The 24,842-nt window shown below is 72.2% G+C and carries 21 protein-coding genes; 11 read left to right on the top strand and 10 right to left on the bottom strand.

The window, feature by feature from the left end:
- Positions 1 to 43: 43 nt before the first annotated feature.
- The 3 genes from RCR19_RS03880 (at position 44) to RCR19_RS03870 (ending at position 2,889) form a co-directional block, all read left to right on the top strand.
- On the top strand, positions 44 to 679 hold the full coding sequence (locus tag RCR19_RS03880; protein ID WP_331263771.1) for a chaplin: 636 nt from the start codon (positions 44 to 46) through the stop codon (positions 677 to 679).
- Between the two features lie 207 nt (positions 680 to 886).
- Entirely contained in the window at positions 887 to 1,741 is an 855-nt protein-coding gene (locus tag RCR19_RS03875) for a GNAT family N-acetyltransferase (RefSeq protein ID WP_331263770.1), read from the top strand.
- A gap of 374 nt (positions 1,742 to 2,115) precedes the next feature.
- A complete protein-coding gene (locus RCR19_RS03870; protein WP_331263769.1) occupies positions 2,116 to 2,889 on the top strand; it encodes a GNAT family N-acetyltransferase in 774 nt (257 codons plus the stop codon).
- 450 nt (positions 2,890 to 3,339) lie between these two features.
- Here the strand turns inward: RCR19_RS03870 and RCR19_RS03865 are convergent, their stop codons facing one another.
- The 3 genes from RCR19_RS03865 to RCR19_RS03855 form a co-directional block, all read right to left on the bottom strand.
- The gene (locus RCR19_RS03865) at positions 3,340 to 3,603 is read right to left on the bottom strand and encodes a GlsB/YeaQ/YmgE family stress response membrane protein (RefSeq protein WP_331263768.1); all 264 of its coding nucleotides are present in this window, start codon (positions 3,601 to 3,603) and stop codon (positions 3,340 to 3,342) included.
- Between the two features lie 121 nt (positions 3,604 to 3,724).
- Positions 3,725 to 6,448: a sugar-binding domain-containing protein gene (locus RCR19_RS03860; RefSeq protein WP_331263767.1), complete on the bottom strand. Its 2,724-nt coding sequence runs from the start codon at positions 6,446 to 6,448 to the stop codon at positions 3,725 to 3,727.
- 182 nt (positions 6,449 to 6,630) lie between these two features.
- Positions 6,631 to 7,812, bottom strand: coding sequence for an ROK family transcriptional regulator (locus RCR19_RS03855; protein WP_331263766.1), 1,182 nt, complete (start codon positions 7,810 to 7,812; stop codon positions 6,631 to 6,633).
- Positions 7,813 to 8,013: 201 nt separating this feature from the next.
- Between RCR19_RS03855 and RCR19_RS03850 the strand changes: the two genes are divergently transcribed.
- The gene (locus tag RCR19_RS03850) at positions 8,014 to 9,462 is read left to right on the top strand and encodes an APC family permease (RefSeq protein ID WP_331263765.1); all 1,449 of its coding nucleotides are present in this window, start codon (positions 8,014 to 8,016) and stop codon (positions 9,460 to 9,462) included.
- A gap of 109 nt (positions 9,463 to 9,571) precedes the next feature.
- Here the strand turns inward: RCR19_RS03850 and RCR19_RS03845 are convergent, their stop codons facing one another.
- Positions 9,572 to 11,437, bottom strand: coding sequence for a GNAT family N-acetyltransferase (locus RCR19_RS03845; protein WP_331263764.1), 1,866 nt, complete (start codon positions 11,435 to 11,437; stop codon positions 9,572 to 9,574).
- 87 nt (positions 11,438 to 11,524) lie between these two features.
- Between RCR19_RS03845 and RCR19_RS03840 the strand changes: the two genes are divergently transcribed.
- Complete coding sequence (locus RCR19_RS03840) at positions 11,525 to 12,292, top strand: metalloregulator ArsR/SmtB family transcription factor (RefSeq protein WP_331263763.1); 768 nt, start codon at positions 11,525 to 11,527, stop codon at positions 12,290 to 12,292.
- 99 nt (positions 12,293 to 12,391) lie between these two features.
- On the opposite strand, the gene RCR19_RS03835 is transcribed toward RCR19_RS03840, so the two are convergent.
- From RCR19_RS03835 to RCR19_RS03825, 3 genes are all read right to left on the bottom strand, one after another.
- A complete protein-coding gene (locus RCR19_RS03835; protein WP_331263762.1) occupies positions 12,392 to 12,832 on the bottom strand; it encodes an SPW repeat protein in 441 nt (146 codons plus the stop codon).
- A gap of 74 nt (positions 12,833 to 12,906) precedes the next feature.
- Entirely contained in the window at positions 12,907 to 13,767 is an 861-nt protein-coding gene (locus RCR19_RS03830) for a YihY/virulence factor BrkB family protein (RefSeq protein ID WP_331269336.1), read from the bottom strand.
- Positions 13,768 to 14,140: 373 nt separating this feature from the next.
- Positions 14,141 to 14,725: a sigma-70 family RNA polymerase sigma factor gene (locus RCR19_RS03825; RefSeq protein ID WP_331263761.1), complete on the bottom strand. Its 585-nt coding sequence runs from the start codon at positions 14,723 to 14,725 to the stop codon at positions 14,141 to 14,143.
- A gap of 182 nt (positions 14,726 to 14,907) precedes the next feature.
- Between RCR19_RS03825 and RCR19_RS03820 the strand changes: the two genes are divergently transcribed.
- On the top strand, positions 14,908 to 15,933 hold the full coding sequence (locus tag RCR19_RS03820; protein WP_331263760.1) for a MerR family transcriptional regulator: 1,026 nt from the start codon (positions 14,908 to 14,910) through the stop codon (positions 15,931 to 15,933).
- Between the two features lie 27 nt (positions 15,934 to 15,960).
- On the opposite strand, the gene RCR19_RS03815 is transcribed toward RCR19_RS03820, so the two are convergent.
- Together RCR19_RS03815 and RCR19_RS03810 are read right to left on the bottom strand one after the other, a co-directional pair.
- Entirely contained in the window at positions 15,961 to 17,337 is a 1,377-nt protein-coding gene (locus RCR19_RS03815) for a deoxyribodipyrimidine photo-lyase (protein ID WP_331263759.1), read from the bottom strand.
- Positions 17,338 to 17,403: 66 nt separating this feature from the next.
- Positions 17,404 to 18,933 (bottom strand): SDR family oxidoreductase, encoded by a 1,530-nt coding sequence (locus RCR19_RS03810; RefSeq protein WP_331263758.1) that lies wholly within the window; start codon positions 18,931 to 18,933, stop codon positions 17,404 to 17,406.
- A 180-nt stretch (positions 18,934 to 19,113) separates the two neighbouring features.
- Between RCR19_RS03810 and RCR19_RS03805 the strand changes: the two genes are divergently transcribed.
- Positions 19,114 to 19,281: a hypothetical protein gene (locus tag RCR19_RS03805; RefSeq protein WP_331263757.1), complete on the top strand. Its 168-nt coding sequence runs from the start codon at positions 19,114 to 19,116 to the stop codon at positions 19,279 to 19,281.
- Positions 19,282 to 19,459: 178 nt separating this feature from the next.
- Here RCR19_RS03805 and RCR19_RS03800 read toward each other — a convergent pair whose 3' ends face one another.
- Positions 19,460 to 20,542 (bottom strand): acyl-CoA dehydrogenase family protein, encoded by a 1,083-nt coding sequence (locus tag RCR19_RS03800; protein ID WP_331263756.1) that lies wholly within the window; start codon positions 20,540 to 20,542, stop codon positions 19,460 to 19,462.
- A 99-nt stretch (positions 20,543 to 20,641) separates the two neighbouring features.
- Between RCR19_RS03800 and RCR19_RS03795 the strand changes: the two genes are divergently transcribed.
- From RCR19_RS03795 to RCR19_RS03780, 4 genes are all read left to right on the top strand, one after another.
- Complete coding sequence (locus RCR19_RS03795; RefSeq protein ID WP_059127969.1) at positions 20,642 to 20,998, top strand: YciI family protein; 357 nt, start codon at positions 20,642 to 20,644, stop codon at positions 20,996 to 20,998.
- A complete protein-coding gene (locus RCR19_RS03790; protein ID WP_331263755.1) occupies positions 20,998 to 22,203 on the top strand; it encodes an RNA polymerase sigma factor in 1,206 nt (401 codons plus the stop codon). The genes RCR19_RS03795 and RCR19_RS03790 overlap by 1 nt, the downstream gene beginning before the upstream one ends.
- 281 nt (positions 22,204 to 22,484) lie before the next feature.
- The gene (locus RCR19_RS03785) at positions 22,485 to 23,849 is read left to right on the top strand and encodes a phospholipase (RefSeq protein ID WP_331263754.1); all 1,365 of its coding nucleotides are present in this window, start codon (positions 22,485 to 22,487) and stop codon (positions 23,847 to 23,849) included.
- Positions 23,850 to 23,902: 53 nt separating this feature from the next.
- Positions 23,903 to 24,811, top strand: coding sequence for an oxidoreductase (locus RCR19_RS03780; RefSeq protein ID WP_331263753.1), 909 nt, complete (start codon positions 23,903 to 23,905; stop codon positions 24,809 to 24,811).
- Positions 24,812 to 24,842: the final 31 nt, after the last annotated feature.

The following is a 24,842-nucleotide window of genomic DNA, read 5'->3' as shown; positions in this document are numbered from 1 at the left end:
TGCGGGCGAGTGCTCGCGACCAAGTCTGGAAGGCAGGGAACCTATGAAACGGGTTACCCGAAATGGTTTGTTCGTCGCGGCCGCCGCCACGGGGGCGCTGGCCGGGGCGCTGCCGGCGCACGCGGACTCCGCGGCGGACGGCACCGCGGCGGGTTCGCCCGGATTGATCTCCGGCAACACCGTGCAGCTCCCGGTGCACGTTCCGGTGAACGTGTGCGGCAACACGGTGACGGTGGTGGGGCTTCTGAACTCGGCCTCGGGGAACACCTGCGCCAATCGGGGCGCCGACGTGGCCGGGCCGCGGCAGGGCCGCCCTCACGCGCATGGTGCCTCCGCGTCCGGCGTGAGCAGGCAGTCCCCCGGAGTGCTGGGCGGCAACGGTGTGCAGTTGCCGATCCACCTCCCGGTGAACGTCTCCGGCAACACGGTCGGCGTGGTCGGTGTCGGCAACGCGGCCACCGGCAACAAGTCCACGAACACCTCGAGCACCCGGCGTCCCGCTCCGCGGCCCGTCGCGCCGCCGAGGCAGACGCCGGTGCAGCCGCCGAGTAACCGTCCCGTGGTCGCCCTCGCCCACACCGGCGCGGACGCGACCGTGCCCGCACTCGCCGGAGGCGCGGCGCTGGTGCTCGGGGGGACCGTGCTGTACCGCCGATTCCGCCCGGGATCGGCCCGCTGAGCCGACCGCCGTACGCGCCGTAGAGGGCCCCGCCGGACAAACCGGCGGGGCCCTCTGCCATGCAACTGCCCTTGCCGGGCGTCACGTTGGGACACAGGGCGGCGCCGCCCCGCATGGCGCGTGCGGGGATGATCGGGAAGGATGCTCGCGGTGCAGCCGGACGTGGCACCCCCCACGGCACCTCCCCCCACGGAATGGAGCACATCGATGACCTCAGCGGGTCCCGAAGGCCTCGTCGTCGCCCGGGCCACCCTCGACGACTGGCCGGTGATCAGCGGCTGGGCGGCGGACGAGGGATGGAATCCGGGGCTGTCCGACGGCCCCGCGTTCTTCGCCCAGGACCCGGAGGGCTTCTTCATCGGCAGGCTCGGCGACGAGCCCGTGTCGGCGATCTCCGTCGTCAACTACGACTCCGGCTACGCCTTCCTCGGCTGCTATCTGGTACGTCCCGACCTGCGCGGCCGTGGTTTCGGCCGCGCGACCTGGGACACGGCCCTCGCTCACGCCGCAGGCCGCACGATCGGTCTCGACGGCGTCGTCGCCCAGCAGGACAACTACCGGCGGTCCGGTTTCGTGTTCGCGCACCGCACCGTGCGCTTCACCGGAACCGTGCCCGCCGACCAGGTGACGCCCGGTGTGCGGCCGGCCGGGAAGGCCGACCTCGACGCCGTCGCGGACTACGACAGGGCCTGCCACCCGGTCGACCGCCCCCGCTTCCTCGAGCACTGGCTCAGCGCCCGCGGCCACCGGGTCCTCGTCCGCCTCGACGGCGACCGGCTGACCGGTTACGGGGTGATCCGCCCCGCTCGGGTCGGACTGCGCGTCGGCCCTCTCTTCGCCGACACCGCCGACGACGCGGGCGCCCTGCTCGCGGCGTTCGCCGCCGAGGCCGCCGGGCGGGAGCTCGCCGTCGACGTACCGGAAACGAACTCGGCGGGCGTCGCCCTGGCCGAACGCTCGGGTCTCACCCCCTCCTTCGAGACGGCCCGCATGTACACGGGGCCGGTCAGGGCCTTCGCGGGGGAGCGGGTGTACGGGGTGACGACCCTGGAGCTCGGATAGCCGGCGCGTCCTCGGCATGGAGGGGAGCCACCCCGCCGGCGGGCGTGTCCTGGGCGCCACGGGTCGGGGGGCCGGTCCGCCGAAGAGACGCGGCCTCCGGGTACCGCGGCGCCCGGGTCTCGTCGCGGCCACCGTCCCGACACGCGTCGCGCCGGGACGCGACGGCCGCCGGGCTCGTGACGCGGTGTCGCACACCGGCACGCGCGGCGGGAGCGTGCCCGGGAACGCCTCGACGCCGTCCGCCCGCGGTGCGGCGGGGCGCCGAGGTCTGCGCCGCGGCGCAAGGAGTCCACGGTCGGCCGGGACCCGGGTGCGGTCTCCCCGATGCGGCGTATTACCGTGCGGATACATGCCCCGCAGGTTGGAGTGAGCCCATGGACCACGCTGCCGTACTCGCCCTCTACGACCGGGACATGCGGCGGGGTGCCCGCCCCGACGGTCCCGGCACGCGCGTCGAGCGCGACGCCTCGGTGGTGCGCCAGGTCGGCTCCGCACACGACTGGAACGGGATCGTGTGGTCGGACCTGGACGAGGCCACGGCCGATGCGGTGATCGCCGAACAGGTCCGCTACTTCGCCGAACTCGGTCGTGAGTTCGAGTGGAAGCTGTACGGTCACGATCTGCCGGTCGATCTCGGGAAGCGGCTGCGGGCCGCCGGATTCACCCCCGAGCCCGAGGAGACGCTGATGGTCGCCGAGGTCGCCGATCTGACCCTCGACGTCGAGCCGCCCGAGGGTGTGCGCCTTGTGCCGGTCACCGAGCCCGCGTCCGTGGATCTCGTGGCGGACGTCCACCGCAGGGCGTTCGGCACCGACAGCACCCGGTTGCGCGACCAGCTCCTCGCCCAGCTGTCCGGCGACAGCGACCAGGTGGTGGCCGTTCTGGCGCTGGCGGGCGACGAACCCGTGAGCGCCGCCCGTATGGAGCTCGTTCCCGGCACCCGTTTCGCGGGACTCTGGGGCGGGGGCACGGTCCCCGCCTGGCGGGGACGCGGTGTCTACCGAGCCCTGGTCGCCCATCGTGCCGAGGTCGCGGCCTCCCGCGGCTACCGCTACGTCCAGGTCGACGCGTCCGGGCAGAGCAGGCCCATTCTGGCCCGCCTCGGCTTCGAACCGCTGACCACGACGACGCCCTACGTCTCCCCGTGACGTTCCGGCTAGCTGGTCCGCCCGCCACCGCACCGCGCGGTGCGGTGGCCCGGTGAGCGAGGGGGCCGACGACGGCGCCCATGGGCGTGCCCGGACACGGCCGGGCCGAGCGCCTTGTCGGGCTGGGACCGTGACCGACCGTCCGGTGCGTCGGCGGTCGACCGGGTGGGAACGTCGAGGGACGGCCGGGACCCGCTTCGGCGAGCGGAGTGCGCGCATGCATCGGTGCCGGCTCCCGCCGGAGGGCCTCGGTCGCCGGGAGAGGCCGGACTCGAGGACACGCACCGGTCGTCGGTCGCCGACCCGGTGAGCGCTCGCAGGATCGGTCGGAGCGCCGATCCACAGGGGTGCGAGGAATCCGTGGCGGCCGGTCGTGCGGGCGAAGCCCGAAGATCCCGCTCGCCACGGTCCTCGCCCGCAACGCGCCCGCGGCGCCGCGTGAGTGTGACGTCAGCGGTGCGACCGTGCCCGGTCCAGTGCCGCGACGCCCACCGCCGCCAGGCCGATCTGGATGAGCCATTCGATCCAGTCGACGCCCTTGGTGTCGGCCACGCCGACCGCGGCGGCGATGCCCGACCCGATGAAGGCCGCGACGATGCCGACGAGGATGGTCCACAGGACTCCGATGCGCTGGCGTCCGGGGACGACGAGTCGCCCGAGGACACCGATGATGAGCCCGATGACGATGGCGCCGATGATGCTCGAGATCTCCATCTCCGCCCCTTAATGTGAAGGCCTCTGCACTACTTGATGTGCCCGCTGAGCGCGGCAACAGTCCGTTCCGCTTGGGCCTCCGGGCGGGCCGGCGTCGCCGGGCGGGTCCCCGGTCCCGGGATCATGTGGCCGGCACCGTGTGCTCCGGGGTGTTCCAGCCGGAGATCCGTACGCCTGGTGCCGTGCCGTGCAGATCGGCCGTCCGGTAGGTGGCGGTCAGCGTCACCGACTCACCGGGCCACAGGCTCACTTCGTTGTCGGACCAGTGGACGGGAAGCACCGGCCTGCCCGCCGGGTCCACCAGATGCGCGTCGGTGAGCAGTGACGGAGTCCTGCCGGAGCCCGTGGCGCGCAGGGTGACCCTGGTGGTCGACATGCCGTCCCCGCCCGTCCGTGTGGACGCCGTCGCGGACACCGGCACCTGTGCCATGGAGGCGAGTCCGGTCAGATCGGCGTAGCTCGTCGTCGGCGTGTAGTACCAGTCGGTGTGGGCCCAGTCGAGCGTGTCGGGCCTGCTGGACAGCCAGTAGACATTGCGGCTGACCTCCTTGCCCGCCGGGTCGGTCAGGATCAGCCGCGCGAGATAAGTGGTCGGCAGACCGCTCACCGACGAGGGCAGGGCGAGCGCGGTGGTGTGCGCTCCGTCGCCCTCGACGCTCACCCCGGTCACCGCGCGGTCGTACATCCGCCTGCCGTCCGTGGTGTACAGGGAGACGTGGGCGGTGAGTCCGGACACGGCCGTGTGCCGGTTGTTCACCACCACGACCGAGCGGTCGTCGTACGAGTACTGCACGTGCAGCGGCTCATTGGCCTTCTTCGCGCCGAAGTAGGCGCCCCCCTGGTCCAGAAAGCGGTCCACCAACTGCCAGTGCAGCGAGGTCCAGCCGCTGTTGAACATCCAGTGGACGACGCCGGTGGAGGGTTGCACGGCATCGGTGGCGTTGCGTCCGTACGCCTCGAACTGCGCTCGTACGTTCTCGTACTGGGCGAGTTGCGCCTTGCGTACGTAGTCCCCGAGTCCACGCGGTGCGCCGTACCGTCCGGTGAGCGCGTCGTCGTACAGCGCGAGTGTGCCGAACGTCGACGACGGCGAGCGGTGGTACTGCTCGGCCTTCGGGTCCTTCCAGAGGGTGTCCAGCTCGGCCGGGGTCATCATGCGGCGCAGGGTGTCGAGCGTCGGGATGTCGGGGCCCGCACTGGTCTCGGAGTTGAACCCGGTGGCGCCGCCCTCCCGCTTCGCGTACCAGTAGCCCGGCGGCACCCAGTCGTACGGGCCCGTCATCTTCATGCCCGAACTACCCAACCGGGGAGAGGAGTTGTCGGAGGCAGCGGCGATCACCGGGTTCGGCCAGTCGGCGGCCCGCAGAGCGTCCAGGTAGTCCTTCTCGATCGTGGCGTCGGGTGCGAAGTCGCTGCCGATGAGGAAGGAGACGACACTCGGGTGGTCGCGCAGCCGGGCGGCCTCGGCGGCCATGGACTCCTTGGCGACCGGGTGGTCGGCGGCGGTCCACTCCTCGCCGGACTCCTCGCCGTTGACCTCGCCCTCCCACTTGTCGCAGCACTCCCAGCCGGGGAGCGCGAGGATGCCGTAGCGGTCGGCGAGATCGAAGAACTCGTCCGGTTCGATGTGGCCTTCCAGTCGGATGGTGTTGAGCCCGAGATCGAGGGCGTACTTGAGTCGGTCCGCCACGTATGCCGGGTCCCAGCGCAGGAACTCGTCCGGTGACCAGCCGCCGCCCTTGACGAGCAGCCTGCGCCCGTTGACGGTGAACTGCCGTGCGCCGTCGGCGTTCAGCGGTGCCTTGACGTCCCGGATGCCGAAGCTCTCGTGCGCGGTGTCCGACGGGGCCCCGGACACGCTCGCGGTCAGGTCGAGTCGGTACAGCGGCTGCCCGCCCATCCCGGCCGGCCACCACACCCTGGGCGAGACCAGGTGCAGACCGGGGACGTCGGCCGGGCCGAACGTGACCGCCTTCGACTCGTGGGCGGCCAGTGGAACCCTCCTGGCGAAGGAGAGCGAGCCGATCCTCCCGGACACGGTGGCGGTGACCGCGCTCGCCGAGTCGTTGCGGACCCTTGCCTTGACCGTCAGATCGGCGGCGGCGAGCGAGGGCACGTCGAGACGGGTGAGGACATGGGTGTCGCGCAGCGCGACCGGTCCGCCGCGGCGGACGAGCACATCGCGGACGATGCCCATGTTCTGGTCCGGCGGGGGTTGCAGCCAGTCGATCCAGCCCATGGTCAGGTTCTTGTCGGGGTCGTTGGGCCGGATACGGAACGCGACCGTGTTCCTGCCCGCCCGCACGAGTGAGGTGATGTCGAGTTCGTGGTGTGTGTACGCGCCCGTCACAGCCGAGGCGTCCGCGACCCGCCGCCCGTTGACGTAGACGTCCGCGGCCGAGATCACCCCGCTGAAGTCGAGATGGGTGCGCTCGGAGGTGTCCGCGACCGTGAAGTCCGAGCGGTACCACCACGGGACCCGGAAGTCTGCCTTCGGGATCTTCTGCTGGTTGGTCGAGTAGAACGGGTCGGCGTACACGCCGTCTGCGAGCAGCGCTCCGAGCACGGTGGAGCGGGAGCCTGCCGGGTACCAGCCGCGCGCCGGGAAACCGGGGGAGGAGACCGCGACGGGGGAGTCGGAGACCCTGGCCGTTGACTGGATCTCGTAGCGGGACAAGGGGGTGGCGCTGCCCGGCGCGGAGGCGACCTTTGTGACGGGTGGTCCGGGATGCGCCGCTGCGGGGTTCCCTGTGCCGGCCCGAGCGCCGGTGGAGAGCGTGCACATCACGCCCAGGGCGAGGACGGCCGCGGCGGGCCGGCGATGGAGGGCAGGGCGGTGGAACACGGTCGTCTCCTTGGGAGGTGAGGGAGCATCCGCGCTTCGGCACTGCGGGACCCGGCGGCCGGCACCGCGGGATCGGGCGGGACGGGCGACCGACGGTAAAGTTAGGAAACTTTACTAACTGGCGCTTCAAGCTAGGGCGTTGAGGAAGCCCTGTCAATCGTCATGAGGGCAGGGCGGGCCGGTCAGGAACCCGAGCGCCGCTCGAAGACCACGTCGCGTGCCGTGCCCAGCGCCGTGGCCAGCGCCCCGAGCAGGACCGCGTCCTCGCCCAGCCGGCTCGGCGCGATCTTCGGGCGCAACGGCGTGAGGGCGCGCAATGTCTCCCGTACGGGGCGCAGCAGCAGATCGACACTGTGGCCCACCCCTCCGCCGAGCACCACGAGGTCGGGGTCGAGCACCGCGGCCGCCGCCGCGACCGTGTGCGCGATCCGCTCGCCCTCCAGTTGCACCGCCCGGACCGCGGCGGGATGCCCCTGCCGGGCCGCGTCGAACACCGCTTTGGCCGTGAGCTGGCCGGACATGCCGAACGCCCGCGCGGACTCGACGACGGCCACGCCGGACACCGCGTCCTCCAGCGTCTCCGGTTTCTGCCGCCCGGGCCACGGCAGGAACCCGATCTCCCCGGCCCCGCCGTGCGCCCCCGTGAAGAGCCGGCCCTCGCTGACCACCCCCATGCCGAGGCCGGTCCCGATCAGGATGTAGGCGAACAGGCGGCTGCCCGCGCCGACACCGTAGGTGTACTCACCGAGCGCGGCCAGGTTGGCGTCGTTGTGCACCTCGAGCGGGATGCCCAGTTTGTCGCGCATACGGTCGAACAGACCGGCCCGGCCCCAGCCCGGCAGATGCATCGCGTACCGCACCCGGCGCCGTTCCCCGTCGTACACGCCGGGTGTGCCCACCACCGCGTGCGCCACGTCGTCGTGTCCCGCCCCGGAGCCCTCGATGACCTGCCGCGCCGTCGTGACCACCAGATCGGCCAGGGCACCCGAGGTGCGGGCGCGGTTGCGCACGTCGGCACGGGCCACCACCTCGCCGTCGAGGCCGGCCAGCGCGACCCGCAGCCAGCTCCGGCCGATGTCGATGCCGAGCGCGTACCCGGCGGCCGGGTCGGGCGCGTACAGGACCGCCATCCGGCCGCGCTCGGGTGTGTGCGTCCCCACCTCGTGGACCAGGCCGGCCTCCTCCAGGGCGGCGAGCGCACTGGAGACCGTCGGCTTCGACAGGCCGGTCTCCCGGGCGAGTTGGGCGCGCGAGGCGCTGCCGGCCGCACGCAGCCGGTCCAGGAGCAGCCGCTCGTTGGTGCTGCGCAACCGTCTGCGGTTCCAGGTCTGTTCCGGCTGCGCTATGGGGTCACGGGCGGGCATCGCACCATTCTCACGTATTCCTGACGCGCTCTTGACGCACCTAGTAAGGCTCCTTAACTTTATCGCCCAGTCAGCCTCTCCGGGCGAGTCGAGGGGAGCCCATCGCCGGCCGGATAACCGCCGTCCCTGATCCGTCGGCCGCGTCCCGACGTCGGCCCACATTCCGTACATCTCTCCCCGCGTCCCGCTCCAGGAGGTTCCGTGTCCGGTAGCCCGCCACCCACCGGTGGTTTCGTCCGCCGCGTCGGCCTGTTCCAGGCCACCGCCATCAACATGAGCCAGATGTGCGGCATCGGGCCGTTCGTCACCATCCCGCTGATGGTCGCCGCCTTCGGTGGCCCGCAGGCGGTCATCGGCTTCGTCGCGGGCGCCCTGCTGGCGCTCGCCGACGGTCTCGTCTGGGCCGAACTGGGCTCGGCGATGCCCGGTTCGGGCGGAAGCTACGTCTATCTGCGCCAGGCCTTCCAGTACCGTACGGGGCGGCTGATGCCGTTCCTGTTCGTGTGGACGGCGATGCTCTTCATCCCGCTGATCATGTCCACCGGTGTGGTGGGCTTCGTGCAGTACCTGGGCTACCTGGCCCCCGATCTCGGCCGGACCTCCGGGGATCTCATCGGACTCGGTGTCATCGCCCTGGTGATCCTCCTGCTGTGGCGGGGCATCGAGCACATCGCCCGTATCACCGCGGTGATGTGGGTCGTGATGATCGCCTCGGTGCTGCTGGTGATCGTCGCGTCGGCCTCGGACTTCAGCGCGCACCTCGCCTTCACCTACCCGGCGCACGCCTTCGACCTGACGGCAAGTCACTTCTGGCTGGGCTTCGCGGCGGGCCTGACCATCGGTATCTACGACTACCTGGGCTACAACACGACGGCGTACATGGGTGCCGAGATCAAGGACCCGGGCCGTACCCTCCCGCGTTCGATCATCTTCTCCATCCTCGGCATCATGGTGATCTACCTGCTGCTCCAGATCGGCACGCTCGGAGTGGTGGACTGGCATCGCATGACCGACCCGCACGACATCGCCTCGACGTCGGTCGCCTCCGCGGTGCTCGAGGAGACATGGGGCAAGGGGGCCGCGGACACGGTCACGGTCCTCATCCTGATCACGGCCTTCGCCTCGGTGTTCGCCGGTCTGCTCGGTGGCTCCCGGGTGCCCTACGACGCCGCCCGCGACCGTGTCTTCTTCCGCCCGTACGCCAAACTGCACGCCAAGCACCGCTTCCCGACGCTCGGGCTGGCCACGATGGGCGTGATCACCGCGATAGGTTTCCTGATCGGCCGTCATACCGATCTGGCGACCCTGATCCAGCTGCTGACCACGGTGATGGTGCTGGTCCAGGCGCTGGCGCAGATCCTGGCCGTGACGGTCCTGCGCGCACGGCAGCCGGCGCTGCGCCGTCCGTACCGGATGTGGCTGTACCCCGTGCCGAGCATCGTGGCGCTCGTCGGCTGGCTGGTCATCTACGGCTACGCCGACAAGAACTCGCCCGGCCGCCATCCCATCGAGTGGTCGCTGGCCTGGCTGCTGCTCGGCTGCCTGGCGTTCGTCCTGTGGGCCCGGGTGGAGAAGGTCTGGCCGTTCGGCCCGAAGGAGATCAGCGAGGAGTACCTCACCAGCCGGGAGGCAGAGCCGGCGGAGGCGTGAGAACGGAACCGTGACAGGGGGGAACGCTGCGGAGTTCCGCAGGGGTGGCCGGCCCGCCGGGGGTGTCGGGCCGGCCGCTCGCACAAGCGCCCCACCGACGGGCGCCGGCTCAGGACCCGGTGTGCCGCCAGGTGCGGAGCACCAGATCGCGTCCCTTCGACGTGCGGACGACGGGCTCGTCGTCCGCAAGCGCGAAGCCCGTGGACCGGGCGACGGCCTCGCTGGCGGCGTTGCCGGCCTCGATCCGCAGCACCACGGAGCGAGTGCCCGCCTCGCGGACGGCGTGCTCCACGACGAGCCGCACGGCCCGGGAGGCAAGGCCGCGGCCGCGGTGGCCGGCGCCGACGCCGTACGCCAGCTCGATTTCGCGCTCGTCGGGCCCGCTGCGGAAGAACAGGATCTCGCCCCGCGCCCGCAGACCGTCCGTGGTGATGGCGAGCTGCACCGACTGCCTCTCGGCCCGCTTCCTGCGTGCCGCGGCGAGGTAGGTGCGTGCCTCCTCGACGCCGAACGGGGAGGCCACGGGTGTCCACCGGTCGATCTCGGGATCGTCGTACAGCGCGACGAGGTCGGGCACATCGGCGTCGGTCCACTCGCGCAACCGGAGCCCGAGCCCCTCGAGGAGCAGCGGTCGGGACGGGTCGAAGATCCTCAGGTCGTCCACCGTCCGGTCCTCGCGTGCCGGTCGGGCGGCGGCCAAGGGCTCGCCGGAGGCAGGCCGGCGGAACACCGTGGCCGCCATGGCTCCGCGCCGGGCCGGACTCGCAGGCGCGAGGACCGGGCTGGGCTCTCGCGCGCTTCGCAGCGCCGTGCGCAGCGCCCCCACCGGGTCTCCCGCGTGGTACGGCCGCTCGGACGGTTCGATGCCGTCGAGGAACTCCTGGTAACGGACCGCGTGGACGAGATGGGCGAGCGGCTCGGCGAGGCGCAGGGCGCCGGCCGGATCACTGCCGGGGATGTGCGCGCTCCAGGCTTCGGCCCAGGCCCGGGCCGCCGTCGCCCACACCTGCTCATCGAGGAATTCGCGGGCGCGCAGTCCGTCCGCCACCGGGTTGCCCCAGTACGCGTCGGCGAAGTCCACGACGACCGGAGAGCCGCCGTCGCTGCGCCAGTTGCCGGGGTGGAAGTCGCCGTGCACCACCGTGTCGGGCAGGCCGCAGTCCACCAGCCGCTGCCAACGGTCCGTCAGTCTCCGTACCGCGGCGACCTCCTGCCGGCTCAGCCCCGCGGCCGCCGGTCCGTCGAGGAGGGCGTCCACCCGGGTGGCGAGGACGGGTGTGCGCCAGTCCCGCAGCCCGGCGGGCCGGTTCGCCGAGAGGGCGGTCTGGGCCGCCACCAAACGCTTCATCGCCGCGGTCGCCGTACCGGGCGAGGCACCCCAGCAGTCCTCCCCGGGTACGTGTTCCATGAGGATCCGTCCCGGGCCCCGGCCCAGGAGGACCGGCACCAGTGAAGGGTCCGCACCGGCGAGTGCGGTGACGACGGCCCCCTCGTCGGCGGCGAAGTGCGGCGTCGCCTTGAGCCAGACCGGCCCCTGCGCGGTGGGCAGCCGGAACAATGCCGCAAGGTTCCAGGTCCGTCGCTGCTCGACCGGGCCGGTGACGGGTCGTCCCTCCGCCTCCAGGGTGCGCGCGGCCCAGTCGAGGAGTTCCCGCAGGCCTGCGGCACGGGCCCACGGCGCGCGCAGTGCGGAGTCCGTCCCGAACCGGCCGTCGTCGAGGGGGCGCCGCTCCAGCGGCCCGGGTGCGGGGCGCTCCAACGCCTCGACGTGGTAGGTCGCGTGGCCGTCCCGCCCGCCCTCGCCGCCGTCCACCGTCAGCAGGCGCAGGACCAGCACGGGCACCCCGAGCAGCTCCTCCAGCCGTGCGACGACCGGCTCGACCTCCTGCCACCACGGAACGTCCACCGGGAACGGCCCCACGGCCCCGAGGACGTCCTCGCCCGCTGTCACCCATGCGCTCACGGTCCGGCTCACCGCGCCAGTGTGCGGGACCTGCCCGTCCTTGACATGCAAGTAATTGCCTGCATAACGTTGAGTGTGTCATCAGAGAGCGATTCCGCAATGGACCAGGTCTTCAAGGCGCTGGCCGACGCGACCCGCCGCCGGCTGCTGGACCGGCTGCACGAGCGTGGCGGACAGACGCTCGGTGAGCTGTGCGAGCACATCGACATGACGCGTCAGTCCGTCACCCAGCATCTCGCCGTCCTAGAGGCCGCCAATCTGGTCGCGAGCGTGCGGCGGGGGCGGGAGAAGCTGCACTACCTCAATCCGGTACCGCTCCACGAGATCCAGGAGCGGTGGATCGACAAGTTCGAGCGCCCGCGCCTGCGCGCGCTGAGCGCCGTCAAACGACAAGCCGAGGAAGCCATGAGCGACAAGCCCACGTTCGTGTACGTCATCTACATCAGGAGCACCCCCGAAGCCGTGTGGGACGCGCTCACCGACGCCGAGCTGACCGCCGCGTACTGGGGCCACAGCAATGTCTCCGACTGGAAGCCCGGTTCCCGCTGGGAGCATGTCCGCACCGACGGCTCGGGCATCGCCGACGTGGTCGGCGAGGTGGTCGAAAGCGATCGGCCCGGCCGCCTCGTGACGACCTGGACCTCTCCGGAGAACGAGGGGCGCCCGGAGGCGTACTCCAAGGTCACCTTCGACATCCAGCCCCACGCGGACATCGTCAGGCTCACCGTCACCCACGAGGATCTGGCGGACGAGCGCGAGCGCGCGGACGTCGCCGGGGGCTGGGCGGCCGTGCTGTCGAACCTCAAGTCGCTGATCGAGACGGGCAGTCCGCTGCCGCAGGAGCCGTGGCTGGTGCCGAACGACTGATCCGGTGCCGGGCGGCGGAAGGCGCGCACGGCGTGGCCGGTCCGCGACCGCGGGCCGGCCGGGCCGCCCTTCCGCCGCGGTGGCCGGGCGCCGGTGCCGCTATGCGTGCGGGGTGCTCCTCACGGCCGCTCCCGCGCACATCACGCCCAGTGCCACGGCGAGTGCGCCGATGACGATGCTGTTGACCACGACCCCCGTGTCGGGGGCGACGCCGACGATCCACGGCGAAATGATCATCCATGCGCCCATGGCGCACATGGCCCAGCTCAGGCCGTACATCCTCTCCGGCATGATGGTGAATCCGAGGGCCAGCAGCCCGAGCGCGATCCCCATGATGAGGTTGTGCGTCGCGACGGCGGGCTGGCTCGTCGTGTAGTGGAGTATCCACGGGGACGCCGCGCAGTACAGACCGAGCAGGAACACTGGTCCGTCCACGAGCGCCACGTCACGGGTGCCGAGCATGCGGGTGTAGCGGTCCCGCATCTCATGGACATCGGGGTGGGTGGTGATGTCGCCTCTGGTGTGTGAGACGTGAGCCATGACCGGCCTCCTTCGACTCTGCAGGTCCGATCGCGTCCGATGCGGCATAAGTGCCGTATAAGGGTATTTTGCTCTTATTTTTCTTTTATGTGTAGGGGGTGCGGGGCCGGTGACGGAGCCGCTTCGGCCCGGGCCAGCTCGGCCGTGAACTGCGCGCCTGCCAGCAGCGCGAGATGAGACATCCACAGCCACACCAGGAAGACGACCACCCCCGCCAGGGATCCGTACAGCCTGCTGTAGGTGCCGAGTCCCGCGGCGTACGCCGTGAAGCAGGCGGAGGCGGCGAGCCAGAGCGCCCCGGCGAGCACCCCGCCCGGCAGGGCGTGGCGCAGCGTACGGGCCTGGGAAGGCCCGGTGCGGAACAGCACCAGCACCAGGAACGCGACCAGCGCCACCAGGGCCGGCCAGCGCAGCAGGGTCCACGCGGCGGCCCCCGCCTCGCCGAGCCCGGCCCACTCGCCCAGTGCGCGCGCCAGGGGGCCGCCGAGGACGAGCAGCAGCGCACTGCAGAACAACAGGACCAGCAGGATCACGGCCGTGAGCAGGATGCGGTGCGCCGTACGCAGCGCGGGCCGCGTGTCGGCGACACGGTGCTGGTCGTGCAGCGCCCGCCGGAACACCGCCAGGTAGCTGGAGGCCGACCACAGCGCGCTCGCCCCGCCTCCGACGGCCACCGTGAGCGCGGCGGACCGCTCTCCGGCCAGCCGGCGCAGCGTGCTGTGCAGGGCCGAGCCGGACTCGGCCGGGGCCCACGCCGTCACACGGTCGATCAGAGCGTCCGTCAGATGCGGACTGATCGTGCCGATCAGGGAGACCGTCATCAGGAGCATGGGCAGCAGGGCGAGAATGGCGTAGTACGTCAGGGCCGCCGCCCAGTCCGAGGCATCGTCCCGCCACATGGCCACCGGGGTCCGGCGCAACGCCGTCCACAGCATCGGGCCGGCCCGACGGGCCCGGGCGAGCGCACGGGTGACGCCGGGAGGCACGCCGGGGCCGGTCAGTGCGCCGACACGCCGAAGCCATGGCCGTCTCCTGTGAGGTAGTGAGGCCTGTCCCTCCACGGCTGCCCTTCCGTTTGAGCCGCACGGGTGCGCGGCCGCGCGTGCCGCCGCCCTCGGTGACCGCGGTACCGGGCGGCGAACCCGTCCCTCTCCGCCTTCCCTCAGTCGCCGCCGAAAGGCCACCTGATCACCCGGTCGCCGCACGGTGATCCCGTGCCACCGTCCCGGGCCGTTGCGTGAGCGCCCACGGGCATGCATCGGTTCCGCAGCGAACGACCCGTACGGGGTGGGTGTCGGAGCGCCCCGTTCAGGGTGCGGTCTCCTGCTGCAGACAGCTGCGCAGCCGGCGCAGTCCCCTGCGGGCGTGGCTCTTGACCGTGCCCAGGGGCCAGCCGGTGAGCACGGCGATCTGGGCCTGGGTCAGATCCTCGTAGTACGCCAGGCACAGCACCTGCCGTTGTGCGGCGGGGAGCCGGGCCAGCTCGCGGCGGACCACCACGCGGTCGAGAAGGGTCTCGGGCTGCGCACCCGGGGAGTCGGCCGGGCCGAGGCGCGAGGCGGCCGACAGGACCAGCTCGCCGCGGCGTGTCCGGGCGGACAGGGCGTCGGCGATCTTGCGCCGCGCGATGCCCGTGATCCATCCGGGGAGCGCACCGCGATCGGGCCGGTAGCCGCCCCGGCCGCGCCACACACCGAGGAAGACCTGCTGGGTGACGTCCTCGGCCTCCCTCGCGTCGCCCAGACAACGCCACGCCAGCGCGTGGACCATCGGCGACCAGCGTCGATAGGCCTCGGTCAGACAGTCCTCGTCGCCCTCCCTCAGCCCCCGGGCCAGTTCGTCGTCGGCGAGCGGCGGGGGAAGACCGGGGCCGGGGTGTCGCAGTACGGGCATGACGGCGGCTCCTCACACGGGGCGGCGTCCGCCCTGCTCCCCGACGGGGCGGCCGGACCGCGGCGGACGGTCCGGTGGGCCGGTCACCGGGGCGTGCCGACACGCCCCGGTGTGCTGTTCATCGTCCGCGGTCGCCGTCGACGGTCACAACGTGCATCGATTCTGCGTCGTATAGTCGGCGCATGGACGAGTCCTCCGGTGTCCGGAGCGGCGACGAGGGACCCGGGCTTCCCGAGTCGGCAAAGACGGCGCTGACGACGGGCGCGGTCGCCCGTCACCTCGGCGTGTCGCCCACGACGCTGCGCTCGTGGGACCGCAGATACGGGCTCGGGCCCGCGGTGCGGCCCGACGGGCGCCATCGGCGCTGGACGCCGCGCGATGTGGCGATGCTGGAGACCATGTGCCGGCTCACCTCCGCAGGCGTTCCGCCCGCCGAGGCGGCCCGGACCGTGCTGCAACCGGTGGGCGGCGCCCCTGTGCCCGGTGCGTCGCAGCGGACCGGGAGCGTGCCGCGCACCCCCGCGCCCGAGCGTGAGCCCGTGTCCGGCGACACGCGCCAGGAGTGCCGCGGTCTGTCGCGCGCCGCCGTGCGGCTGGACGCCGCGGCCGTGGACGAGCGGCTGACCTGCGCCGTCGATCGCCACGGCCTCGCCGTCGCCTGGCAGGAGGTCATGGTGCCGGCCCTGCACACCGTCGGACGGAGATGGGCGTCGTCGGGCGACCGCTATGTCGAGGTCGAGCATCTGCTGTCCTGGCACGTCTCCACCACGCTCAGGCGCTGTACACCCGCACCCGTGGCGCACGACGGCGCCGGACCGGTCGTCCTCGCCTGTGTGCCGGGGGAGGAGCACACGCTGCCGCTGGAGGCACTCAACGCCGCGCTGGGCGAACAGGGCGTACCCGTACGGATGTTCGGCGCGGCAGTGCCGGCGGAGGCCCTGACCGCGGCGGTGCGGCGACTGGGGCCCGCGGCCGTGGTGCTGTGGGCCCAGGCACGCTCCACGGCGAGCCTGCCGCTGGCCCGGCACGTGGCCGCCGCGGAGTGGGGAGTGAAGGGCGCACGCCGGCAGCCGACGGTCGTGCTCGGCGGTCCCGGATGGGCGGGACGCGCGATGCCGGGCATGGTGCGGCCGCCCGGGCTGCGCGAAGCCCTGGCCGCGCTCACCGCCGGATACGGGGATCTCGCCGCGGCACCGCCCGGGCGGTGACTGCGAGCGGTCCGGGGCACGGCCCGCTCATTCGCGGCCCCGGGCCCGTCTGAACCGGGCAAGGCCTTCCGAGAGGTCGACGACCGGGTCCGGGTAGCTCGCGCAGGCGGCACGCTCCGAGGCGGACAGCTTCCACGGCTCATGCACCGCCGGTCCCTCGATCCCGGCGAGTTCGGGCACCCAGCGACGTACGTAGGCGCCGTCCGGGTCGTGACGCCTGGCCTGGGCGACGGGATTGAGCACGCGGTTGGGTCGCGTGTCCGTGCCGGTGCCGGCCACCCACTGCCAGTTCAGCTGGTTGTTGGCGAGGTCGCCGTCGACCAGCAGCTCGAGGAAGTGGCGGGCCCCCACGCGCCAGTCGATGTACAGGGTCTTGGTGAGGAAGCTCGCGGTCAGCAGCCGGCCGCGGTTGTGCATCCAGCCCTCGTGCATCAGCTGCCGCATCGCCGCGTCGACGACCGGGTAGCCGGTCCGGCCCTCCCGCCATGCCTCGATGTCCTCCAGTGCGGCTCGCCCGGACCGCCAGCGGTCCCGCTTCGTGCGGTAGTCGCTGTCCGCCGCATCGGGCCGCGCCGCCAGGACCTGACGGTGGAAGTCGCGCCAGGCGAGCTGCCGCACGAAGGCGTCCGCGCCGCCGCCGCCCTTGCGCCGGGCCCGATGGACGAGTTCGACGGGCGAGAGCGTGCCGAAGTGCAGATGCGGCGAGAGGCGCGAGGTGGCGTCGCCCGCCAGATCGTCGTGGCGGTCCTCGTAGGCGGCGACACCGTCGCGCAGCCAGGCCGTGAGCCGCCTCCTGCCCGCCGCCTCACCGCCGGGGGCCAGCCCCTGCGAGAGACCCGGCAGCCCGCGGCGTGAGGGGAGGTCCTCGGACCCGATCGGGCCCGGCACCCGTACGGTACGCGGCGCGCCGAGGGCGTCGCGCAGCGGCTGCCGCGACCACTGCCGGAAGTAGGGGGTGAAGACGGCGTAGTGGTCCGAGGACGCCGGTGTCAGCGCGCCCGGCGGCACGGCGGTGGTCACGGTGTCGTGCACATGCAGCCGGCGCCCCTCACCTTCGAGGGCCCGCCGCAGCCGCGCCTCGCGCAGTCGGGCGTAGGCACTGACGTCGGCCGCCATGTGCACCTCGTCGGCGTCCGCCTCGCACGCCACCCGGCACACCTCCTCGACGACGTCTCCCGAGCGGACGACAAGACGGCCGCCCCGCTCCCGCAGACCCGTGTCGAGATCCCGGAGGCAGTCGGCGAGGAACGCCAGCCGGTTCGGGGCGGTGAAACCGGCGGCGGCCACGGCCCGGTCGACCACGAACAGCGGCACCACCTCACGGGAGCCGTCGAGGGCGGCCCGCAGGGGCGGCTGGTCGTGCAGCCGCAGATCGGAGGTGAACAGGACGACCGAGACGTTCATGACGCGAACTCCGGGGACGCGAGGGGCGGTTCGTGCTTCCGGGGGGGGCGGCCCCGTGGACACGGGTCAGCGGTCGGGGGTGCGCTCGTCCGCCCGGACCAGCGGGGTGCGGGCGGCGGCGCGGGCGATGTTGCGGGCCATGCCGCCGAACACGACGGCGTGGAAGGGGGAGACGCTCCACCAGTAGGCCTGACCGAGCAGACCGTGCGGATGGAACAGGGCGCGCTGGCGGTACCGGGTCCGGCCGTCGTCGTCCCGCTCAGCGTACATCTCCAGCCAGGCGAGGCCCGGGAGCCGCATCTCCGCCCGCAGCCGCAGGAGATGGCCCGGTTCGATCTCCTCGACCCGCCAGAAGTCCAGCGAGTCGCCCACCCGCAGCCTTTGTGCGTCACGGCGGCCGCGGCGCAGACCCACCCCGCCGACCAGCCGGTCGAGCCAGCCCCGTACCGCCCAGGCGAGCGGGAAGGAGTACCAGCCGTTGTCCCCGCCGATGCCCTCGATCACGCGCCACAGTGCCTCGGGCGAGGCGTCGACCGTCAGCTCGCGCCGGTCCGTGTAGAGGCTGCCGCCCGCCCAGTCGGGGTCCGTGGGCAGCGGATCGCTGGGGGCGCCGGGCAGCGAGGCGGACGACCAGCGGGTCGTGACCTTGGCGTCGCGCACCCGTTGCAGCGCGAGTCGCACCGCCTCGTCGAATCCGATCGGGTGTCCCGTCGGGGCGGGGACGTACCGCGCGATGTCGTTCTCGTGGCAGACCACCTCGTGGCGCAGCGACTCGGTGAGCGGGCGGGCGATCGAGGTGGGCACGGGGGTGACCAGACCGACCCAGAGACTGGACAGCCGGGGGGTGAGCACCGGGACGGGGAGGACGACCCGGTGGGGAAGGCCCGCGACCTCCGCGTAGCCGATCATCATGTCCCGGTACGTCAGCACGTCGGGTCCGCCGATGTCGAAGGCACGGTTGACGTCGTCCGGCATCCGTGCGCTGCCGACGAGCAGGCGCAGGACGTCCCGTACGGCGATGGGCTGGATCCGGGTGCGCACCCACCTCGGGGTGACCATCACGGGCAGCCGCTCCGTCAGGTAGCGCAGCATCTCGAACGAGGCCGAACCGGAGCCGATGATGACGGCGGCCCGCAGCACGGTGGTGGGGACGCCCGAGTCCAGCAGGATGCGACCGACCTCGGACCGGGAGCGTAGATGTGGGGACAGCTCGCGTTCGGGCACCCCCACGGGGGTGAGACCGCCGAGATAGACGATGCGCCGCACACCCGCGGCCCGGGCCCGCTCTCCGAAGACCCGGGCCGCCCTGCGATCGGTCTTCTCGAAGTCGCCGCCCGAACCGAGGGCGTGCACCAGGTAGTAGGCCACGTCGATGTCGCGCATGGCCTCGGCGACCGAGTCGGCCCGGGTGACGTCGGCGGCGGCCACGTCGACGTCACCCGCCCAGGGCTGGTCGCGCAGCCTGTCGGGAGAGCGCGCGAGGCAGCGCACCCGATGGCCCGCGGCGAGCAGTTCCGGTACGAGCCTGCCGCCGATGTATCCCGTGGCACCGGTCACCAGGCAGCGCAGACCCGGGCCCGTCCCGTCGTCGTTCATCGGCTCCCGGTCCTCCGTGTCGGTTGTCCTGCAACGATCACTTCCCCTCGGGGGGCCGATCCGGATGCGGCAGCGGGCCGATCCACCCGGGTGCGACATGTTCGCGTCGACCGGGGGCAGGCGGAAGGACACGGACTCGTCGTTTCGAGTCGACGATCGAGGTGGGAGGTGTCTGCCGCTATGGGGGCGAAGGTACTGGAGCGCTTTCCCGCGGGAGCCCCGCGCGGATCATGGCCGGCGGAGGAGTACGCGGCGCGACGACGTGCCGAAGGAGAGCCGGCGAAGGTCATCATGGACATCATGTCGGACGCCTTCCTCGTGGTCGTCCCGGGACGCGACGAGGACTGAGCGGAGGGCTCCGGGCGGGCCGTGGCACCGTCGCGTGCGACGACGGCGAGTGGTGCCGCGTTCAGGCCCCGCACGCCGCGTGGCGCAGGTCGTAGGGCTCCCGTGTCGGCCGGCCGGGTCGTCCTCACGGTACGACGCCCGGAATGCGCCGCGAATGCGGGAGATTGCGGGCTCCCCGTCACGCCGAGGTGGCAGCCCTCCCGGTGGACGGGCCGTGTGCCGGGGCCACGGACGCCGCCAGGCTGTTCAGATGCGCCCGGCGCGACTCCTCGGTCTGGCCCTGCACCAGAAGGAACATCCCCTCCCGCGCCAGCCGCTGGGCCTTGCCGGTGAGCAGCATCGCCCGGCCTCCGCCGGCGACCACCGCCGCGGTCGTGGCCGCGCGCATCACCTCGTACGCCTGTGTCCTGAGGGTCGGCCGATCCGCCGGCTCCTCCTGCGGAACCGGACCGTCCGCCAGCGCATAGGCGGCCCTGCGCACCTCGGCGAGCCGGGCCCGCAGGGGCCCGGCGGTGTCCTCGTCAAGCAGGCCGAGCGCAGCTTCCGCGACGCCGAACACCGCCGGTGAGGCGTGCAGGGTCTTGCGGCGGTCGGTCGCCGCCCACCGGTCATGGGGTGCCCGGAGGGCCACCGCCTCCTCGGGCACCCACAGCCCGTCGAGTTCCAGCGACACCGTGCGTGCGGCCGTGAGCGCGGCGAGCCGCAGTGGTTGCGACGCGCGCAGTCCCGGTTGCTCGCGGGCCTCGACGAACGCGAAGACCACCTCTCCGCCATCGCAGACCCCCGCGAGCAGCATGACGTCGTTCAGACCCCAGCCCGAGTACCAGGGCACCGTGCCCGCGAACCGGTGGCCGCCCCGCTCCCGGGTCACCCGTACCGGGATTCGCGGATACGACCGCAGGTGCGCGTACGCCACACCGGAGAGCAGTTCGCCGCGGGCCAGCGGGCCCAGCAGGCGCTCCCGCACCGGCAGATCGCTGTTCGCCAGCGTCTGCACGGGCGTGTGGTGCTGCGTCTGGACGAACCACGTCGAGCAGCAGGCGCCCGCCAGGATCTCCGCGACCTCGCGCGCCACCGAGGCGGGCGCGGCCGAACCGCCGTACTCGACGGGCGCGTTCAGCCCGAGCAGCCCCGACCGCCTGATCGCCTCGAGATGGCTTGCGGGCACCCACTCCTGGTCGACACGCTCGGCCTCGGGTGCGAGCAGGTCCTGCGCGAGCCGGCGGGCGCGGGCGACGAGAGGATGTGCCGGGGTGCTCATGAGGAAGATTCTCCCGGTGTCGCCGGGAGAGGTGTCGATCCGGAGCCCCGCCGTTCGTGTAGGAGGTGAGAGCACCCCGACGGCACCGAGGAGGACGTCATGAAGTACTACCTGCTGAGTGTGATCCAGCCGAGTGAGGGCACCCCGCCCTCGGCCGAGGCCCTGGCCGAGATCATGCGCAATGTCGAGACCTTCCACGACGAACTGCGCGCGGCGGGCGCCTGGGTCTTCGCCGGAGGACTGCACGGTCCGGAGACGGCCACCGTGCTGCGGCCCGAGGACGAGGACGTGCTGATCACCGACGGGCCCTACGCCGAGGGCAAGGAGTACCTCGGCGGACTGTGCCTGATCAAGGCACCCGATCTGGACGCGGCTCTGGAATGGGGCCGGAAGGCGACCCGGGCCACCACCCTGCCCATCGAGGTGCGCCCGTTCCTGCATCCGGCCGAGGACTGATGACCGGGGCCGTCGACGTCGAGACCGTCTTCCGTGCCGAGTACGGTCGTGCGGTCTCCGTCCTCGTCCGGTTCCTCGGCGACATCGACCTCGCCGAGGAAGCGGTCCAGGACGCCTTCGCCACGGCCCTTCGGGACTGGCCGCGGACCGGTGTTCCGCCGAGCCCCGCCGGCTGGATCATCACCACGGCGCGCAACCGCGCGATCGACCGTTTGCGCCGGGAGTCCTCCCGGGACGCCCGCCACGCCGAGGCCGCGCGGCTGTTCGCGCCCGACACACCGGCCGAGGAGGGGCCCGTGCGCGACGACAGGCTCCGTCTGATCTTCACCTGCTGCCACCCGGCGCTGTCCCTCCAGGCGCGGGTCGCGCTGACGCTCCGCCTGCTCGGCGGGCTCTCCACGGCGCGGATCGCCCGCGCCTTCCTGGTGCCGGAACCGACACTGGCCCAGCGGCTGGTCCGCGCGAAGGCGAAGATCCGCGACGCGGGGATCCCCTACCGCGTGCCCCGCGACGCCGACCTGCCCGACCGGCTCGGTGGCGTGCTGACCGTGGTGTACCTGATCTTCAACGAGGGGTACACGGGCTCCGCCGATCTGTGCACCGAAGCCGTACGTCTCGGGCGTCTGCTGGCCGAGTTGATGCCCGACGAGCCGGAGGTCACCGGCCTGCTCGCGCTGATGCTGCTCGTCGAGTCGCGCCGCCCGGCCCGCGCGGGCGAGGGCGGCGAACCGGTGCCGCTGCCCGAGCAGGACCGCACCCGCTGGGACCGCGATCTGATCGGTGAGGGGCAGGAACTCGTACGCCGGTGTCTGCGCCGGGGCCGGCCGGGTCCGTATCAGATCCAGGCCGCCATCAACGCCGTGCACAGCGACGCTGCCACCGCGCGGGCGACGGACTGGAGTCAGATCCTCAGGCTGTACGACCATCTGATGACACTCGCTCCGAGCCCGGTCGTCGCGCTGAACCGTGCCGTCGCCGTGGCCGAGGTGCGAGGTCCCGGGGCGGCCCTCGACCTGGTGGACGCGCTGGACCTGGACGGGTACCACGTCTTCCACGCGGTCCGCGCCGACCTGCTGCGGCGCCTCGGACGCCGGGCCGAGGCGGTGAAGGCCTACGAGAGGGCTCTCGCGCACGCGGACGGCACGGCGGAACGGGTCTTTCTGGAGCGGCGGCTGCGGGACCTCGCGGGAGGACCGCAGGTGTGACCGAGCCCCGGAGGGGCGGCCCGTCCGCCGTCGGCCCGGCCCGAGCCATGGCCGGTACACACCCTTGACTGGTACAGACCAATGGTGTTGAGTGAATCCGCGCAACCCCCCACCGCGGCCGCCCCCAACGGCGTGTGCGCCAGGCTCTGTTGCCCGCCCCCGTCAGGGGGCGGCCGTGCTCGGCTCGACGGAGTTTCACCGATCGGCAACCTCGGCTGCTGACGCCCGACCGTTCGGCATGGTGTCATGCGCATGACCAACGCCGAGCGAAGGGCAACGTCATGCGAACCCCCCACGCCCTGTTCGCCGCGACCGCCGCACTGGTGGCCGCGGCCGTCGTTCCCCCCTCCCATGCGGCCGCAGCCGTCCCCGCCGCAGGGACCTATTACGTCCAGAGCGCCACCACGGGACTCAACGCGGCCGACAACGGCGGAGCCGTGGAGCAGCACAACCCCAAGGGCAACGAGGACCACCAGCAATGGAATCTGAGAGGCAGCGGACCCTCGTACGTCCTCGAAAGCGCCGACACCCAGGGCAGCTGTCTCGGCCGCTCCGGCGACCAGGCCCGCACCGTCTCCTGCACGAGCGCCGACGCGGCGTGGGACATCGCGCCCGAGGGCGATGACCAGTACACCCTGAAGGCACCCGGGACCGAGCGCCATCTCACCGTGGGAGCCAGAGCCTCCGGGTCCAACTACCCGGCCCAGTTGACCGTCGGCCCCTCGGGCGGCCTCGCCACCTGGTACCTCACCCCGGTCGACTCGCCCACCGGCCCCATGCCGTCCCCCGATCGGCGCACCCTCGACCAGGTCACGTTCCTCACCGCGCACAACGCCTACGCCAACGGAGTCGACGGCGGATTCGCGCCGCCCTTCGTGAACCTGGTGCCCAATCAGACCCGCGGCATCAGCTGGCAACTCGACGACGGTGTCCGGGGATTCATGCTGGACATCCATCAGACCCCCGACGGGGCGATCCTCTGTCACGACAGCTGCACCCTGGTGAGCCGGCCGGTCGCCCTCTGGGTGGACGTCCAGCGCATCGTGGACTTCCTCGGGACGCACCCCGATCAGTTCGTCACCGTGTTCCTGGAGGACTACGTCGATCCCGGCGTCCTGCGCAGCGAACTGGCCAGGGTGAACGGGCTGTCGGACGTCCTCTACCGGCCCGATCGCACCGGGGTGCGGCAGAACGGCTGGCCGAGGATGGCCGATCTGATCGCGGCGAACGACCGGCTGCTGATCCTCACCGATCACAGTCGTGCCTCGGACGAGGCCGCGGGACTCACCCGCGACAGCTTCGGCGTGATGTACCAGAAGGACTGGACGGTGGAGAACTACTGGTCGATGGGCCCGGGCATCGGCTCCTCCGACTGGTCCTGCTACAGCCGCTGGTACGACGCGAACACGGTCGTCCCGCTGACCCGCACCGAACCCGGTTTCCGTCCGCTGTTCGTCATGAACCACTTCCGTGACGTCGCGATCGCGTCCACGGCGCAGACCGACAACACCAAACTCGCCGACCGCGCCCGGCGGTTCTGCGGGCCGGCGGCACGGAAGAAGCCCAACTACCTCGCCGTCGACCACTACGACCTCGGCAACCCGGCCTCGGCGGTGAACACGCTGAACACGTACACCTATCCGTAGAGCGCCCCTCGAACCGGATGCGCGGGTCCGCGGAGTGTGTGCATGATCCACCCATGACCTCACGGACGATCACCGCGGACGCCGCGGGCACCTGGACCCTCGGCGATCTGCCCGTCAGCCGGATCGGTTTCGGCGCGATGCGGCTGACGGGCAGTGCCGCCTTCCACCTCGGCACGCCGAGCGACCGCGCGCAGTCGATCGCCGTACTGCGCAGGGCGGTCGAGCTCGGCGTCAACCACATCGACACGGCCGCCTTCTACTTCTCGTCGCTGCGCTCGGCGAACGAGCTGATCAACAGTGCCCTCGCGCCCTACGCCGACGACCTGGTCATCGTCACGAAGGTCGGCCCCTACCGCGACTACTCGGGTCACTGGGGCACCCCGGCCCGCCCGGACCGATTGCGCGGGCACGTCGAGGAGAACCTGCGGCAACTCGGCAGGGACCACCTGGACGTGGTCAACCTTCGCTGGATGGAGGGGTGGGACTCGATCGCCGAACACTTCGGCGCGCTCGCCGAACTGCGCGAGGCGGGTCTGATCCGGCACCTCGGCATCTCGGGTGTCGAGCCCCGCCAACTCGCCGAGGCGCAGGCCATCGCACCGGTGGTGTGCGTACAGAACCAGTACGGTCTCCACGCCCCCGATCCGGACGCGGACGAACTGCTGCGGCTGTGCGGTGAACAGGGCATCGCGTTCGTCCCGTTCTTCGCGGTGGCCGGGCAGGGCGGTGCGCGCGGGCCGGCCGGCGAGGAGCTCGACGAGGTCCGGACCGTCGCCCGGGCGCACGGCGCCACACCGGCGCAGGTCAGGCTGGCGTGGACGCTTCAGCAGGGCCCCCATGTCCTGGCCATCCCGGGCACGGGCAGCCCCGACCACCTCGTGGAGAACGTCGCGGCCGGCGCGCTGCGGCTCACGGACGACGAGATGATGCGCCTGAACACCGTGCGTCTGCAGGGGCGGTAGTCCGTCGCGGCGATCGGGTGCGGCCCCGTCA

Origin of the sequence: Streptomyces sp. WAC07094 (assembly GCF_036320405.1) — a bacterium.
GTDB classification, from domain to species: Bacteria; Actinomycetota; Actinomycetes; order Streptomycetales; family Streptomycetaceae; genus Streptomyces; species Streptomyces lannensis.
This window is presented reverse-complemented; position numbering and strand designations above follow the sequence as displayed.

Excerpts from the sequence above, each read along its gene's own strand:
- RCR19_RS03810 (WP_331263758.1), bottom strand. The coding sequence starts at position 18,933 with ATGAACGACGACGGGACGGGCCCGGGTCTGCGCTGCCTGGTGACCGGT.
- RCR19_RS03835 (WP_331263762.1), bottom strand. The coding sequence starts at position 12,832 with ATGGCTCACGTCTCACACACCAGAGGCGACATCACCACCCACCCCGAT.
- RCR19_RS03855 (WP_331263766.1), bottom strand. The coding sequence starts at position 7,812 with ATGCCCGCCCGTGACCCCATAGCGCAGCCGGAACAGACCTGGAACCGC.
- RCR19_RS03790 (WP_331263755.1), top strand. The coding sequence starts at position 20,998 with ATGACCGGGGCCGTCGACGTCGAGACCGTCTTCCGTGCCGAGTACGGT.
- RCR19_RS03800 (WP_331263756.1), bottom strand. The coding sequence starts at position 20,542 with ATGAGCACCCCGGCACATCCTCTCGTCGCCCGCGCCCGCCGGCTCGCG.
- RCR19_RS03780 (WP_331263753.1), top strand. The coding sequence starts at position 23,903 with ATGACCTCACGGACGATCACCGCGGACGCCGCGGGCACCTGGACCCTC.
- RCR19_RS03830 (WP_331269336.1), bottom strand. The coding sequence starts at position 13,767 with ATGCTGTGGACGGCGTTGCGCCGGACCCCGGTGGCCATGTGGCGGGAC.
- RCR19_RS03785 (WP_331263754.1), top strand. The coding sequence starts at position 22,485 with ATGCGAACCCCCCACGCCCTGTTCGCCGCGACCGCCGCACTGGTGGCC.
- RCR19_RS03880 (WP_331263771.1), top strand. The coding sequence starts at position 44 with ATGAAACGGGTTACCCGAAATGGTTTGTTCGTCGCGGCCGCCGCCACG.
- RCR19_RS03795 (WP_059127969.1), top strand. The coding sequence starts at position 20,642 with ATGAAGTACTACCTGCTGAGTGTGATCCAGCCGAGTGAGGGCACCCCG.
- RCR19_RS03815 (WP_331263759.1), bottom strand. The coding sequence starts at position 17,337 with ATGAACGTCTCGGTCGTCCTGTTCACCTCCGATCTGCGGCTGCACGAC.
- RCR19_RS03805 (WP_331263757.1), top strand. The coding sequence starts at position 19,114 with ATGGGGGCGAAGGTACTGGAGCGCTTTCCCGCGGGAGCCCCGCGCGGA.
- RCR19_RS03865 (WP_331263768.1), bottom strand. The coding sequence starts at position 3,603 with ATGGAGATCTCGAGCATCATCGGCGCCATCGTCATCGGGCTCATCATC.
- RCR19_RS03870 (WP_331263769.1), top strand. The coding sequence starts at position 2,116 with ATGGACCACGCTGCCGTACTCGCCCTCTACGACCGGGACATGCGGCGG.
- RCR19_RS03825 (WP_331263761.1), bottom strand. The coding sequence starts at position 14,725 with ATGCCCGTACTGCGACACCCCGGCCCCGGTCTTCCCCCGCCGCTCGCC.
- RCR19_RS03875 (WP_331263770.1), top strand. The coding sequence starts at position 887 with ATGACCTCAGCGGGTCCCGAAGGCCTCGTCGTCGCCCGGGCCACCCTC.
- RCR19_RS03840 (WP_331263763.1), top strand. The coding sequence starts at position 11,525 with ATGGACCAGGTCTTCAAGGCGCTGGCCGACGCGACCCGCCGCCGGCTG.
- RCR19_RS03820 (WP_331263760.1), top strand. The coding sequence starts at position 14,908 with ATGGACGAGTCCTCCGGTGTCCGGAGCGGCGACGAGGGACCCGGGCTT.